This window comes from Brachybacterium saurashtrense (assembly GCF_003355475.1).
GTDB classification, from domain to species: Bacteria; Actinomycetota; Actinomycetes; order Actinomycetales; family Dermabacteraceae; genus Brachybacterium; species Brachybacterium saurashtrense.
Map to the genome: position 1 here is coordinate 3,442,749 of NZ_CP031356.1, position 14,374 is coordinate 3,457,122.

Here is a 14,374-nt window from a genome sequence, read left to right on the forward strand (position 1 = left end):
CCGGGCGCAGGGATCGTCTCCGCACCCGTCGGGGGCGGTGTCGGCTGGCTAGGTTCGCGGTGTCCCTCCCCGCGAGCGCCTCTGGAGCCCACTCATGGCCATGTCCGATTCTTCGCACGGCACCTTCAGGCGCCGTACCCTCGTCGCCGGAGCCGCCTGGTCCGTGCCCGTGGTCGCCTTCGGCACGGCCACGCCCGCCATGGCGGCCAGCCCGGGCGAGTGCGACCCCGAGGGGACCCTCTACGACGCGACGGGCACCGGCAAGCTCCTCAGCGGCTCGATCGCCGGTGTCGATCTCGACAACGTCGCCTCCGTCGACGGTGCCACCGCTTCCGTCGATGCGTCGACGCCGGCCGAGGCCGAGGCGACCAACCCTCTCCAAGCCACCGTTCTGAACTCGATCCAGCTCGGGCTCACCGGACTCGCGGACACGCTCTCGGACATCCTCGACTTCAACACCGACACCGGCGTGCTGAACCAGTACGGCTACGCCCACGAGGACGGCACCGTCCGAGGAGCAAGCGGCGCGGTCGCCGACAACGGCACGATCCGTCTCGAGCCCGGGGAGGGCTGGCCGGAGCTCGCCACCCTGCAGCTCAGCGAGGTCGTGGAGGAGATCGGGGGCAGCGCGGCGAGCGACTTCCTCTCCCTGGTCGCCGACGCCGACCTGTCCATCGGTGCTGTCGCCGGCCGCACCGCCTTCAACTCGCTGTGCAACCCGCCCGTCGATCTCGAGCGCGACTACCTGGTCGCCTACCTGAAGACGATCCTCACGTCGCCGACGATCGGGGCGACCGTCGAGACCGTCAACGCGACCCTGGACGGCCTGACCTCCGGGCTGGTCGACACGCTCAACGACCTTCCTGCCCTCGGTCTGCTGGCATCGGTGGACTCGCTGAGCCTCAGCCTCGACACCGCGCAGACTCCCGCGGGCACCGGGCGTCCGGTGCAGATCGCGCTCGAGAACCCCGCGACCGTCACGGTGGACCTCGGCGCCCTGCTCGGCGGGGCGTACTCGGGGACGACCGCCTCCCCATGGCTGAACAGCCTCGCGCCCAACACCCGCCTGTTCGTCGACGCTCCGCTGCCCGCCGATGCGGCGGCGATCCAGGCAGGGGTGCTCACCGAGGCGCTCCTGGACGCGATCAGGATCGACATCCAGCTGGACGTCCTGCTGTCGCTCGTGGATGTCACCGTCACAGGAAGCGTCGGAGACCTGGTCAGCGGGGAGGCGACGGTCGAACCCGAACTCCTCGGGCTCACCAGTGCGATCCTGACCTCCATCGGCACGGTGATCAGGGAGGCGATCCTCGAAGCAGGTGCGCTCACGCCGATCACCTCGGCGGTCACCGCGCTGCTGCAGAGCCTCTTCACGATCCTCGAGGACGTGGTGGTGCTGACGCTCAACGCTCAGAACCAGGAGCCGGGTGCCGTGCCCGACGACCTCGCCGCCCTGCCCGACGGGCAGTACGACGTCGCCGCCCTGCACATCGGTGCGCTCGACGCCGCCGGACTGGACCTGCTGGACGTGCTCCTTGGGCGCGGCAGCGGAGGCCCGAACACCGTGCGCGCCTGAGCACGGGGCCGTCCCGGTGGTCTCAGCCCGTGACGAGGACCCCCTCGTCGACGAGTTGTCCGAGCGCGGCGAGCACGCGGTCCTCCGCGCCGCCCCCGGGAGGCCGGCCCACGGCATCGACCACCGCGGAGGTGAGCTCCGGCAGCCCCGGGCGCGGGGAGGCCAGCGCCCTGCGCCACAGCGGCGGGGCTATCCCGCTCAGCACGTGCACCTGCGTGCCGCGCAGCACGACGACGGCGCCGCCCGTGTCCAGCCAGTCCGTTGCTGGCGCGGGTGACCAGGTGCGCGTCGCGGCGGTCTCTGGGTGAGCAGCCCCGGCCGCGATCCCCGGGACGTCGCCGGCGTTCCATCGCCCGGTGCCTGAGCGATCGTGCGGGTCCGCGCTGACCAGCTCGTCCACCACCGTCGCCACCTGCGCCGCCTCGCGGTAGCGCAGGCGCACCACTCCGCCGACCCCCTCGATCAGGCGCGCCAGCTCGCTCAGCGGCTGCTCGAGCGAGGAGAGGTAGCTGAGATGAGGGGCGAGAAGCCCGACGGACTCGGCGAGCGGCAGGCGTTCGCTCTCGATCTCGGCCGGGCCGGGGCGGAATCGGCCGGACTCGTCCACCGGGGACTCGGAGCGCTCGATCAGGACGATCGCCGCGATCCGCAACGGCACGTCCGGCAGCGGCGCCAGCCCCAGCGCGCTCGGCGACACCTGGCGCTTCGGGGCGCCTTCCTGCACGATCGAGAGGGGCTTGGGGAAGGGGAGCACCTGGCCGTACCGCTCCGGCGACGTCGCGATCGCGACCGTCTCGTCGGTGACGTACCCCCATCGGCGGCCGAGGGTGCGTGCCAGCGTCGTCTTCCCCATCCCTGATGGCCCGACGAACGCGATCACGCGGCCGTCCTCGAGTGCGAGGCCGCAGGCGTGCAGCAGCACGTGGGTACCGCGTCGACGGGTCAAGGCGCGCTGGGTGACCACGGTGGAGAGCACCTGTCCCAGCTGGTCGGCACGGTCCACGGTGACCAGAGCTCTCCCGGCGCGTCCGGGGCCCACCGAGAGGGAGATCCGCTCCGCCCCAGGTACCCCAGGGATGCGCGCATCCGACCAGGACTCCAGCACCTCGCGCACCGTCTCGGCAGGGACCGAGCCGTCGCACAGGAGCTCCAGCGCCGTGCCGAGAGCCCGGATGTGCATCGCCCGCTCCATCGCTCCACTCTAGTGATCGCTGCCGCAACGTACCCCTATGCTTCAGCCCATGGACCGCCTCCCGGGCACCCGCCGCAGTGCCGAGATCGACATCTTCCGCGGCATCGCGGTGATCGGCGTCGTGTTCAGCCATACGGTGGACGGCCTTCTCAGCGCGGGAGCGCTGCCGGAAGGATCAGCCCTCCACCAGTTCAACGACTGGTTCTACGGCTTCCGGATGCCGGCGATCGCCCTGGTGCTGGGCCTGTTCCTCTCCTACGGCGCGGAGAAGTACGGCACCGCCACCTACATCGCCCGGCGCGCCGTGTTCGCGGTGTACATGTATCTGCTCTGGTACGTCATCCAGATGGGTGCGGAGCTGGCGACGTCGCCGTGGAAGAACACTCCTGTCACCCTCGAGGACGCGCTGCGGATCTGGGCGCCGCCCGCCCATCTCTGGTTCATCCCCTACATCGCCGTCTCCGCCGCGGTGATCGCGCTGGTGGCACCCTGGCGCCGCGCCCCGTGGCTCACGCTGCCGCTTCTGCTGGCGGCGAGCACCGCCACCTGGGGGTGGGGGCCGGACCTGTGGGGGATGAGGGGCCTGGCGCTGGTGGGCTTCAGCGCCGTGGGCGCGGTGATCGGGATGCGGCGGATGAGCACCGTGCTCACCACCCGGGCGGTGCCGGTGGTGCTGGTGGGCGCGGCCGCGCTGCTGCTCGCGATCCCGTTCTTCGGGATGGACCTGGTCGCCGCCTCCGTGCCGGCCTCCCCGGAGCAGCTCGCCGCCGGTCGCGCCTCCTGGCTCCCGCCCTCCGTGGCCCTGAGCTGGCTGGGACAGTTCATCCTCGCCGGCCTCGCCGTCGCACTGGGCGCGATCCCGCGAGTGCGGGAGGCGTTCGCACTGGTGGGCCGCAGCACCTTGCAGATCTACCTCGCGCACATCATCGTCATCGCCGGCCTGCGGATCGTGCTGATGCGGCTCGGCGTGGACTCGCTCGCGGTGCTGGTGCCCACCCTGCTGGTCGCCGGCGTGGTGATCCCCCTGCTCGCGGAGCGGATCCTGCGCCCCACGCCGCTGCGGTACGTGTTCGAGATGCCGGCCGCCTGGCTGCCGGGCGCCGCCGCGACAGCCAGGCGGCTCTCGGAGCCGGTGCACCGCCCGCGGAGCGGATGAGAGCCACCGTGCCGTGCGGCTCGGCAACAGGAAGGGGGAGGGTGAGCGTCAAGCCGCCTCACGCGGCCGATGAGGCGGTGAAGCGCACAGGGGCGAGGCGGACCGTCGGGGTCGCGGAGTCTTTCGCACGCACCCCCTGCCTGTACGCGATCCGGATCTCGTCCACGGGACCTGCCCAGCGCAGCGTCACTGCGTGGGCGGGGTCCGCAGGGTCGGCGTCGCCGTTCCCGACGGCGAGGAAGGGGCTGGTGGGGGTTCCGGCTCCCGTGAGCGCCGCTCCCACCACGCGGCCCGTGGTGGGCGCTGCATCGGTGGGCACGAACACCTCGTCCTGGAACCGCTGCTTGTCGCGATCGATGTCCTCGACGGTGAGCTCCACGTCCGTCACGGGAGCCGCGAAGGTCAGTGTCACGATCTGCAGCGAGCCGGCGAGCTTGTCGCGATTGCTCTGCAGCCGGAGGCGCCTGTCGGCCGTGGTCCAGTTCCTGGTGGGCTGCGCCAGCTGATCGTCGCGGGAGAGAGCGGCGGTGACGTCGGTGTCCCCGACCTGCTGCGAGGCGGGCCTCTCGAGCCGGCCGGTCTCCGAGGAACTGGGGAACCCCGACCAGCTCATGACGCTCTGCTCGACGCTCGCCGCGAGGGCCGGGGCTGTGGTGACCGCCGTGAGCACCGGGACCGACCAGGCGGCCGAGCGCAGGAGGGCGCGCCGACGCGGATCCTGCGGCATGGGGATCATCCTTCGCGGCTCGAGGGGTGCACCGTCGGCCACCACCCTAGCGGGGCCCGCCGCCCCGCACGACAGGACGGCTCGTACCCTGGGTCCCATGTCCACGGACCCGCACCGCCCCGCCCCGCACACGCCGGACGAACCCCACCGCACGCAGATCCTCGCCGACGTCGCCGCGCTGAAGGACTCCTTCGCCGCCGGCACCACCCGGGGGATCGACGCGCGCCTGGCCCAGCTCGAGGCGCTGCGCCGCGGCCTGCGCCGGGAGGAGCCGCGCCTGGCGCGGGCGCTCGCCGAGGATCTCGGCAAGTCCCGCACCGAGAGCGCGCTCACCGAGATCGGGGTGGTCTCCCAGGAGATCGCGCACGTGCAGAAGCATCTGCGCTCCTGGCTGCGGCCGCAGCGCCTCTCCCTGGGCCCCATGCTCGCCCCCGCCTCCGGGGCGCTGCATCGTGAGCCGTTGGGCACCACGCTGCTCATCGCGCCGTGGAACTACCCGGTGAACCTCACCCTCGCCCCGCTGATCGCCGCGATCGCGGGCGGGAACACGGTGCTGGTCAAGCCCAGCGAGGTCGCGCCCGCCACCTCGTCCGCCCTCGCGCACCTGCTGCGCACCCACCTGGACCCCGGCTGGGTGCGGGTGGTCGAAGGCGGCGTGGAGGAGACCACGCTCCTGCTCGAGCAGCGCTTCGACCTGATCTTCTACACCGGCAACGGCGCGGTGGGCCGGGTCGTGGCCCGCGCCGCCGCGGAGCATCTCACCCCCACCGTGCTCGAGCTGGGCGGGAAGTCCCCCGTGTTCGTGGACGAGGGCGTGGACCTCGCCGTCGCCGCCCGCCGCATCGTGTGGGGCAAGTTCACCAACGCGGGGCAGACCTGCATCGCCCCGGACTACCTCATGGCCACCCCGCACACCCTCGAGTGCCTGCGCCCCCACCTGCGCCGGGCCGTGCGCGCGCTGTACGGGGCGCGCCCCGAGCGCAGCCCCGACTACGGCCGGATGGTCAGCGAGCGCCACTTCGACCGCGTCCGCGCCCTGATCGACGACGAGACGGCGATCGTGGGCGGCACCACGGGGGCGGATCGCGGCTCCCGCTTCCTCCCGCCCACGATCCTGGACGGTGCGGACTGGGGCGATCCGGTGATGGGGGAGGAGATCTTCGGCCCCGTGCTGCCGTTGCTGGCCGTCTCCGGCCCCGACGAGGCGATCGCCCGCATCCGCGAGCGGGACAAGCCCCTGACCGCCTACGTCTTCTCCTCGCGCCGTGCGGTCGAGGAACGGTTCGCGGCGGAGACCTCCTCCGGCTCCCTCGCCCTGGGGCTCACCCTCGCCCACGTGGGCACTCCCGGCATGCCCTTCGGCGGGGTGGGGGAGTCCGGCATGGGCGCGTACCACGGGCGCACCGGCGTGGAGGCGTTCACCCACGCCAAGCCCGTGGTGAGGAAACCCCTCCGGCCGGACACGCTGCGCCTGGTGTACCCGCCGCGCGGCCGGGTGCGGCGCGCGCTGCTGCGCCGGCTCATGCGCTGAACGGCCGAAGGTCGTCCCGCTCACCGGCGGAGCGGGACGTGCTCCGCCGAGGCGGTGCTGGGTGCGCCGTCCACATGGTGCGGATCGGTCAGCTCGTGGTCGGTGCGGCCGGGATATCGTCAGTCCGGGTCAGTGAGTGTCTGAAGACGATGAGGAGTCACCCCATGAGCCAACCGCCGTACGGCCCGCCGCCGGCGTCACTCGCGGGCACGGCCGATGTGCCGCCACACGGGACGGACACCCCAGGCGGGCCCACCGTCTTCAACGGCACGACCTCCCACGGCCTGTGGGGGCAGAGAGCGATTCGCCACCCCTGGGAGATGCCCCTCCTCTGGGTGGGGATCTCGCTCACGGCGCTCGCGTACGCCGCCTGGTGGACACTCATCATCGCGACTCTGATCCTTCAGCTGCTCGAGGGCGGGGAGACCGTCGCGAGCCTCTGGCAGTTCGTGGCGTTCCTGCCCTTCTTCTTCCAGCTGGCCTTCACCCTGCCTCTGGCTCCACTGCTCATCTGGTGGTTCCGGGCGATGACGTATGCCCGGCTGCGTGCCTCGGCGGTGCGCATGAGCCCCACTCAGTTCCCCGAGGGATACAGGATGGTGGTGGAAGCGGCTCAGCAGTTCGGCCTCCGACGCGTCCCCGACGCCTACGTGCAGATGGGGAACGGTGTGATCAACGCCTTCGCCTCGGGCCATGGGTTCCGGCGCTTCGTCATCGTCCACTCCGACCTGTTCGAGGTGGGCGGCGCCACGCGTGACCCGGAGGCTCTGCGCTTCGTGATCGGACACGAGGTCGGCCACCTCGCCGCCGGCCACGTCTCGTACTTCCGGATCCTCTTCACCACCGTGATCCGGATGATCCCGATCCTGGGTCCGGCACTCTCTCGGGCCCAGGAATACACCGCGGACAACTTCGGCTATTCCTATGCTCCGAGTGGAGCTCCCGGTGTGATGGGGGTGCTCTCCGGGGGGAAGTACCTCAACGCCGAAGTCAACGTCAATGAACTCGCGGACCGCGCAGCGACGGATCCGAGCTTCTTCGTGCACTGGGCGAACGCGGTGGCCTCCCACCCGGTGATCACCTGGCGGGCCCATGCCCTGCGCGATCGCTCCCGGCCCGGTGCGATGTTCATCCGTCCTGCGGGTGCTCTGTTCCGCTCACCGCTTCCGCCGGGTCACGTGTGGTCCTCGCGATACCCGGCGCCGCGCGACGCGATGGCGATGCTCGATGCGGCCGATGCCCGCCGGCCCGAAGGCGCTGGCGGTCAGTTCGGGCGCTTCTCCGGTATCGACTACGCCGACCGGCCCCCGATGCGCGCGATCCAGACTGCGGCGCCCCTGCTTTCGGATCGCAGCACCTATGTGATCCCGGCCGGTCCGTACCGGGACGACGCTCGATGGCCGCACACCGACCGGTCGCAGAGCCCCTTCTGAGCTTCGGTCGGAGTGCGATGGGCATCGGAGCCACCAGCCTCCTGACCGCCGACCGTCGTGATCTGCGACCTGGTGTCCGTCCGATCACCCCACCCTCAACAAAGGTGCACTGAGTGCATACAGTGTCGGGGTGATCCCCGACCCCAGCGCGCTGACCCCACTGGTGCGTCGCAAGCCTCTCCTCGCCGTCCTCCTCGCACCGCTGTTCATGGCCCTGATCGCCGTGAGCGTCATCAACGTGGCCCTCACCGCGATCGGCGAGAGCCTCGCGGCGGATACGGGCGATCTGCAGTGGGTGATCTCCGGCTACGCGCTCGCCTTCGGGATGCTGCTGGTGCCGGCCGGTCGGGCGGGGGACGCCACCGGCAGGCGCCGCATGTTCATCGTCGGGGTGGGGGTGTTCACCCTCGGCTCCCTGCTCTCCGGTCTCGCCCCGAGCGCGGAGATGCTCAACCTCGCCCGGATCCTCCAGGGCCTCGGCTCCGGCCTGCTGAACCCGCAGACGGTCGCCCTCATCCAGCAGCACTTCCGCGGCCAGGACAGGGCCCGGGCCTTCGCCCTGCTGGCCACCACCGTCGCGGTCGCCACCGCCGTCGGCCCCGTCGTGGGCGGCGCCCTCATCCAGATCCTCGGCCCGGACCGGGGCTGGCGCTGGATGTTCCTCATGAACATCCCCATCGGCGTGGTCGCGATCATCGGCGCGTTCAAGTACATCCCGGACGACAGGGCTCGCGGTAAGGGCCGCCCGGACCTCGACCCCGTGGGCGCGGTGCTGCTGTGCCTGGCGATCCTGGGGATCATGCTGCCCTTCCTCGAGCGGGGCGTGAGCGTGCTGGTGTGGATGTCCTTCCCCGCGGGTCTGCTGGTGCTGGGCATCTGGTGGGTGTGGGAGCGCCGCTACAGGGGCCGTGGCCGCAGCCCGATGGTGGACACCGCCATCTTCGCCAACCGGGCCTTCCGCAACGGCATCCTCATCGTTTCGGTGTACTTCCTCGGCGCCACCAGCGTGTGGATCATCGTGCCGCTGTTCCTGCAGATGCACCTGGGGCACACCCCCTTCGAGGCCTCGCTGATGGGCATCCCCTCCTCGATCGCGGCGGCGATCAGCTCCCAGATCTCCGGCCGCTACGTGCTCACCTTCGGGCGGCGCATGGTGATCGTGGGCTTCGCCGTCGCGTTCGCGGGACTGTTCGGCACGGCCGTGCTGGCCGGATTCGTGGAGAGCGGCATGCTCGCCTTCTGGTGGCTGGCCGCGCCGCTGACGCTGATGGGCCTCAGCCAGGGCATGACCATCTCCCCGAACCAGACCCTCACCCTGAACTCCGTGGATCCGCGCTTCGGCGGGGTGGCCGGCGGCATCCTGCAGCTGGGCCAGCGCACCGGCGCCGCGATCGGCACCGCCATGATCCCCGGCATCATCTTCGCGCTAACCGAGGGCGGGACCGCCTGGCTCGAGGCCTTCGTCATCGCGCTGACGATCATCATGGCGCTCACCCTCGCGGCGATGGGCGTGAGCTTCGCCGACCGTGCACGGGAGAAGGCGGGCAAGGGCGCGCTGTGAGGTGCCGGCCGCCTCACCGGCGGCGCAGCCGCTCCAGCGGGAGGAACGCGGCCCAGCACACCGCGGTGGGCAGGAAGTGGATGCCCAGCAGCACCAGGGTGCTGAGGTGGAAGCACAGGTAGAGGCCGACGGCGACGTACAGGGCGCGGCCGCGCAGGAACAGCACCACCGGGGAGAGGGCCTCCAGCGCGAGGCCCGCCCACTGCGCCGGCACGAACACCCAGGGCGCGTGCGCCACCAGCCAGTGCGCCAGGGCGGAGCCGCGCCGGATCGACGCCCAGGTGAGGATCGCGCTGTTGCCCCAGGCCGCGAGCGAGCCGGAGTACAGGATCTTCGGGATCACGGAGAAGAAGTAGGTGGCGACCACCGCCAGCTGCACGCACCGCAGCGCCCACCCTGCCGCCTCGCTGGACGGCGGGTGCGCGGGGGCGCCGACGGGCCCGTCGGCTCGCGCGGTGTCGGACTCCACGGCGTCGGCCCGCGCGGCGGCGAGCTCCCGGCGGGAGGCGCCCGACACCGTGGGCAGCACCGCCACCGCCACCATCAGCGCCAGGTGGTCGTGGGCCACGTAGCCGTAGGAGTTCGAGTACAGCATCCACGGCCAGTAGGCGAGCGCCACCACCGTCCCCGCCAGCCGGGGCCGGTGCCCCGCGATCCCCGCCGCGCAGCCGGCCAGGATCAGGGCCAGCAGCGTCACGGCCAGCGGCATGGTCACCGGCGGCAGGTGCAGCACCCGGGCGAGGGCGACCGGGGTGTAGAACGCCGCGTTGCCGGTGTGGGAGAGCACGTCCCGGGAGAAGGTGAGCACGTCCAGGATCACCACGGCGTAGAGCAGCGACCGCAGCGCCCTCACCCGGGCCAGCGGCAGGGCGGGCAGCAGGGCGGCGCGCAGCCGGGCACGCCCGGGCCGGGCCGGCGCGGCGGTCGGGGCGGTCACGGCGCCTCCCACCGGGTCACCTCCACCAGCTCCACCTCGCCGTGGGCGGTGCCGTCCCGCAGCGGCGTGATGCGCTGGCACAGCACCAGTGCGTCCAGCGGCGCCCTGTCCGGGTGGCGCCTGTCGTAGGCGGCGGCCAGCGGGGCGAGCAGCGCGGGATCCGCCTCGATCGCGGGCAGGGTGTTCTCCACGTCGGCCCGCTCGATCCCCACGCTGCGGCGGCCGAAGGGGATCTCGAACGGCTCCTCGTCGCCGCGGATCCCCTGCAGGCAGGTGTTCACCACCTCGCCGTCCGGATCGACGCCGGAGGAGAACTGGTCCAGCACCCCCAGGGGGAACAGATCGTTGGAGCGCGTGAGCCCGCCGACGGTCAGCACCCCCAGGCACAGCAGCACCGCGAGCACACGCCAGGTCGCCGAGAGCACGGGGAGGCGGCGCGGGATGGACACCCCGGGAGCGTATCGGGAATCGTAGGAGCGGATGGCGATTTGTACTCCGTAATTCCGCGGATGTCATTCACGATCACGGCTTGTCCGGTAAAAACTTGCTAAAACTCTGGCGCGGACTTGGCATCGACCGGCGCGACGATGCAGGTGAGGCAGGCATTGTGGACTCCGTGCCGACGATGTGTCGTCGGCCATCCCTTCCCCCGCTGCTTGTCCAGGAGCCCCGCCATGACCGCACCCTCTCGCTTCCCCACGCATCGCGCAGACGGCTCCGCGGTCTATTTCAAGGGCGTCCGTGTGGCGCCGAAGGTCGCTGCCGCCACCGGCGGCGCCGCGATCGCCGCCGGGCTGGGCGTCACCGGCGCCCCTCTCGCCACCGCGGACACCGGGGTGTGGGACGCGGTCGCCCAGTGCGAGTCCAGCGGCAACTGGTCGATCAACACCGGCAACGGCTACTACGGCGGCCTGCAGTTCTACCAGCCCACCTGGCAGTCCTTCGGCGGCGGCGAGTACGCCACCTACGCCCACCAGGCCACCAAGGCGGAGCAGATCGCCGTGGCCCAGCGCGTGCTGGCGGTGCAGGGCCCCGGCGCCTGGCCCACCTGCGGCGCCCGCGCGGGCCTGACCCGGGACAACGGCGGTGCCGATCGTGACGCACAGCCCGCCGGCAGCAGCGCCCCGCGCGAGGAGACCACCTCCCGTGACGAGGACCGCCCCAGCACCGGCGCGCTCGTGGTGGACGGCAAGTTCGGCCCGAACACCACCCGCGCTCTCGAGGCGTGGCTGGGCGTGCGCCAGGACGGCTCGCTCTCCGGCTCCGACGTCAAGGCCCTGCAGTCGCGGATCGGCGCCTCGGCCGATGGGAAGATCGGCGCGGAGACCACCCGCAAGCTCCGCGCCACCATGGGGCTCGGCTCCAACGGCGTGTGGGACTTCCGCACCAACTACTCCACCGTGAAGGCGCTGCAGGGCTTCCTCAACGACGGCGCCCCCGCCGCGACCCCGGCGCCCACCCCCAGCACGCCCGAGACCTCGAGCCCCTCCAGCGGCTCCCTCGTGGTCGACGGCAAGTTCGGCCCGAACACCACCCGGGCCCTGCAGGGCTGGATCGGCGTGCGCCAGGACGGCTCGCTCTCCAGCTCCGACGTCAAGGCGCTGCAGGCGAAGATCGGCGCCGAGACCGACGGCAAGATCGGTGCGGAGACCACCCGCAAGCTCCGCGCCAGCATGGGACTCGGCTCCAATGGCGTGTGGGACTTCCGCACCAACTACTCCACCGTGAAGGCGCTGCAGGAGTTCCTCAACGCCCGGTGAGCGGCTCCGGGCCGCGGGCGCGGGGTCGGGCGCTCAGCCGCCTGCCGCGCGGAGCAGGCGATCCACGATCGGCAGCAGCTTCTCGGGGGTGATCGTGCCCGGATCAGCCGGCTGGTCCGGGGCGTCCGGGGAGTACGTGTCGTAGCCCATCGCCGCCTCGAAGTACAGGCCGTCGCCCAGCAGCAGGATCGCCTGTGCGGTCGCCTCCTCGCCCGCTTCGTCGAGGATCAGCGCGAACCACTGCCGCCGAGCACGCAGCATCGCCTCCTGCGCCGCCGCGTGGGACTCCTGGGCGAGCTGCGCGGTGGCGACGATCGCCGTGGCCAAGGGGTCGCCCGTCCAGACCGACGTGCGCACGTAGTAGCGGGACGGGCCGTCGGGTGCTGCGCGCATCCGGAGGAGGTCCTCCTCCACCAGCTGGTCCAGGCGCGCGATCAGGCCCTCGGCCAGCGCCTCCTTCGACGAGAAGTGGTAGAGCAGCCCGCCCTTGGAGACCCCGGCCCGGGCTGCGACGGCGGTGAGCGTCGTGGCGCGCTCCCCCGCCTCCTGGAGGATCGCCTGGTAGGCGTCGAGCAGTGCATCGCGAGCTGACATGCCACAGACCCTACTTCGGCCGACGGGCCCCGGCGGTCCGTGAGGTCGCTCGCAGGCCGTCGCGCACGCCGTGCGCGCTATACCGTCCAGACGGTACAGTCGGGGGCGGTCCGGCTGTCCGGGAGCGGGCCGCACGACGACCTCGGAGGCCTCCATGCAGCTCATGCCCCAGACATCGACGACCCTGACGACCTCCCGCGGGCCCTGGGCCGCGCTCGCGGTGCTCATGCTCCCGGTGCTGCTGGTGTCGGTGGACAACACCGTGCTCGCCTTCGCGCTGCCGATGATCTCCGAGGCCCTCGCCCCCACGGGGCAGCAGCTGCTGTGGATCGTCGACGTCTATCCGCTGGTCCTCGCCGGACTGCTGGTGCCGATGGGGTCCCTCAGCGACCGACTGGGTCGGCGCCGCCTGCTGCTGGTCGGCGGCACCGGCTTCACCCTGGTCTCCGCGCTCGCGGCCTTCGCCCCCGACGCCACCACGCTGATCGCCGCCCGCGCGCTGATGGCGGTGTTCGGCGCGATGCTGATGCCCTCCACGCTCTCCCTGATCCGCAACCTGTTCACCGATCCCGCGCACCGGCGCATCGCGATCGCGGTCTGGGCCGCCGGGTTCTCCGCGGGTGCGGCGCTGGGGCCCGTCGTCGGCGGCCTGCTGCTCGAGCACTTCGACTGGGGTGCGGTCTTCCTGCTGGCCGTGCCGGTGATGGTGCCGCTGCTCGTGCTCGGCCCGCTGCTGATCCCGGAGTCGAAGGATCCCGCGCCGGGCCCGATGGACCCGTGGAGCGCGCTGCTCGTGCTCGCCACGATGCTCTCGCTCGTCTACGCGATCAAGACCTTCGCCGCCACCGGCGCGGACCTCGTGGTCGCCGTGTGCCTGGTGGTCTCCGTCGCGGCGGGCTCCGCCTTCGTGCGCCGCCAGCTCGCCCGCCCGGAGCCGATGCTGGACATCACCCTCTTCACCCGACCGGTGTTCACCGGCGCGGTGCTCGCCAACCTGCTCAGCGTCTTCTCGCTGGTGGGGTTCCTGTACTTCGTCTCGCAGCACCTGCAGCTGGTCAGCGGTCGCTCCCCGATGAACGCCGCCCTGGTGCTGGTGCCCGGCCTGGTGGTGACGATCCTCGCCGGGCTGCTCACCGTGCGACTGGTGCGCCATGTCGCGCCCGGCACCGTGGTCGCGACGGCGCTGCTGGTCAACGCCCTGGCCTTCGCGATGGTCGCGCTCACCGCCGCTCGGGGCTCGGATCTGCTGCTCATGGCCGCCTTTGTGCTCCTGGGGGCCGGTGTGGGGGCGGCGGAGACGCTCAGCAACGACCTCATCCTCTCCTCCGTGCCGGCGTCGAAGGCCGGCGCCGCCTCCGCGATCTCCGAGACCGCGTACGAGACCGGCGCCGTGCTCGGCACCGCAGTGCTGGGGAGCCTGCTGCACCTCGCCTACCGCAGCAACGTCGAGCTGCCCGCCGCGCTCACGGGCTCCCAGCGGGCCGCCGCCTCCGAGACCCTCGGCGGCGCGACTCGGGTCGCCGAGGCCCTTCCGGCAGGGATCGCCGCACCGCTGCTGGACTCCGCGCGTACGGCGTTCGGCTCCGGTGTGGCGCTCACCAGCGGGATCGGCGCCGTGCTGATGGTGATCGCGGCAGGAATCGCCCATCGCACCCTGCGCGGCGCCGCCTGACGGGGATCACGGGACGGCCCCACGTCGCTGCGGCGGGTGGTCACCGTGCGCCGGGCCGTGCGGCTCGCGGAGCACCTCCCCGAGGGGAGCGCGCACGCGAGGTCGGCGGATCAGGTGGCGGCGCTGCTGCGGGCTCGCCTCCGCCCACCAGCAGTGTGAGGGACAGGAGAGGGGTGACCTGGCCCCAGCGCCGCTGAGCGCTCCCGCGCCCCGACCCCCGGCTGTGCCACGCTGT

The 14,374-nt window shown here is 72.1% G+C and carries 12 protein-coding genes; 7 read left to right on the top strand and 5 right to left on the bottom strand.

The annotated features are described in order from the left end of the window. Window positions 1–100 precede the first annotated feature (100 nt). Complete coding sequence (locus tag DWV08_RS15480; protein WP_127097501.1) at window positions 101–1,576, top strand: choice-of-anchor G family protein; 1,476 nt, start codon at window positions 101–103, stop codon at window positions 1,574–1,576. A 22-nt stretch (window positions 1,577–1,598) separates the two neighbouring features. Here DWV08_RS15480 and DWV08_RS15485 read toward each other — a convergent pair whose 3' ends face one another. Then, complete coding sequence (locus DWV08_RS15485) at window positions 1,599–2,756, bottom strand: hypothetical protein (protein ID WP_127097502.1); 1,158 nt, start codon at window positions 2,754–2,756, stop codon at window positions 1,599–1,601. Between the two features lie 61 nt (window positions 2,757–2,817). On the opposite strand from DWV08_RS15485, the gene DWV08_RS15490 reads away from it, so the two are divergent. Continuing rightward, entirely contained in the window at window positions 2,818–3,924 is a 1,107-nt protein-coding gene (locus DWV08_RS15490) for an acyltransferase family protein (RefSeq protein WP_115414627.1), read from the top strand. A 58-nt stretch (window positions 3,925–3,982) separates the two neighbouring features. On the opposite strand, the gene DWV08_RS15495 is transcribed toward DWV08_RS15490, so the two are convergent. Further along, on the bottom strand, window positions 3,983–4,651 hold the full coding sequence (locus DWV08_RS15495; RefSeq protein ID WP_115414628.1) for a hypothetical protein: 669 nt from the start codon (window positions 4,649–4,651) through the stop codon (window positions 3,983–3,985). Window positions 4,652–4,748: 97 nt separating this feature from the next. Between DWV08_RS15495 and DWV08_RS15500 the strand changes: the two genes are divergently transcribed. The 3 genes from DWV08_RS15500 to DWV08_RS15510 all read left to right on the top strand — a co-directional run bounded on the left by DWV08_RS15500 (window position 4,749) and on the right by DWV08_RS15510 (window position 9,176). After that, window positions 4,749–6,182, top strand: coding sequence for an aldehyde dehydrogenase family protein (locus DWV08_RS15500; RefSeq protein ID WP_162801596.1), 1,434 nt, complete (start codon window positions 4,749–4,751; stop codon window positions 6,180–6,182). A 164-nt stretch (window positions 6,183–6,346) separates the two neighbouring features. Then, window positions 6,347–7,615: a M48 family metallopeptidase gene (locus DWV08_RS15505; protein WP_115414630.1), complete on the top strand. Its 1,269-nt coding sequence runs from the start codon at window positions 6,347–6,349 to the stop codon at window positions 7,613–7,615. 130 nt (window positions 7,616–7,745) lie between these two features. Further along, on the top strand, window positions 7,746–9,176 hold the full coding sequence (locus DWV08_RS15510) for an MFS transporter (RefSeq protein WP_115414631.1): 1,431 nt from the start codon (window positions 7,746–7,748) through the stop codon (window positions 9,174–9,176). A gap of 13 nt (window positions 9,177–9,189) precedes the next feature. Here DWV08_RS15510 and DWV08_RS15515 read toward each other — a convergent pair whose 3' ends face one another. Together DWV08_RS15515 and DWV08_RS15520 are read right to left on the bottom strand one after the other, a co-directional pair. Further along, window positions 9,190–10,113, bottom strand: coding sequence for a hypothetical protein (locus DWV08_RS15515; RefSeq protein WP_241237338.1), 924 nt, complete (start codon window positions 10,111–10,113; stop codon window positions 9,190–9,192). Further along, the gene (locus DWV08_RS15520) at window positions 10,110–10,562 is read right to left on the bottom strand and encodes a hypothetical protein (protein WP_115414633.1); all 453 of its coding nucleotides are present in this window, start codon (window positions 10,560–10,562) and stop codon (window positions 10,110–10,112) included. Before DWV08_RS15520 ends, DWV08_RS15515 begins: the two co-directional genes overlap by 4 nt. 225 nt (window positions 10,563–10,787) lie before the next feature. On the opposite strand from DWV08_RS15520, the gene DWV08_RS17325 reads away from it, so the two are divergent. After that, on the top strand, window positions 10,788–11,873 hold the full coding sequence (locus tag DWV08_RS17325; protein WP_115414634.1) for a transglycosylase family protein: 1,086 nt from the start codon (window positions 10,788–10,790) through the stop codon (window positions 11,871–11,873). A gap of 33 nt (window positions 11,874–11,906) precedes the next feature. Here the strand turns inward: DWV08_RS17325 and DWV08_RS17330 are convergent, their stop codons facing one another. Beyond that, window positions 11,907–12,467 (bottom strand): TetR/AcrR family transcriptional regulator, encoded by a 561-nt coding sequence (locus DWV08_RS17330; protein WP_115414635.1) that lies wholly within the window; start codon window positions 12,465–12,467, stop codon window positions 11,907–11,909. A gap of 154 nt (window positions 12,468–12,621) precedes the next feature. Between DWV08_RS17330 and DWV08_RS15535 the strand changes: the two genes are divergently transcribed. Then, window positions 12,622–14,139, top strand: coding sequence for an MFS transporter (locus tag DWV08_RS15535; RefSeq protein WP_115414636.1), 1,518 nt, complete (start codon window positions 12,622–12,624; stop codon window positions 14,137–14,139). Window positions 14,140–14,374 lie beyond the last annotated feature (235 nt).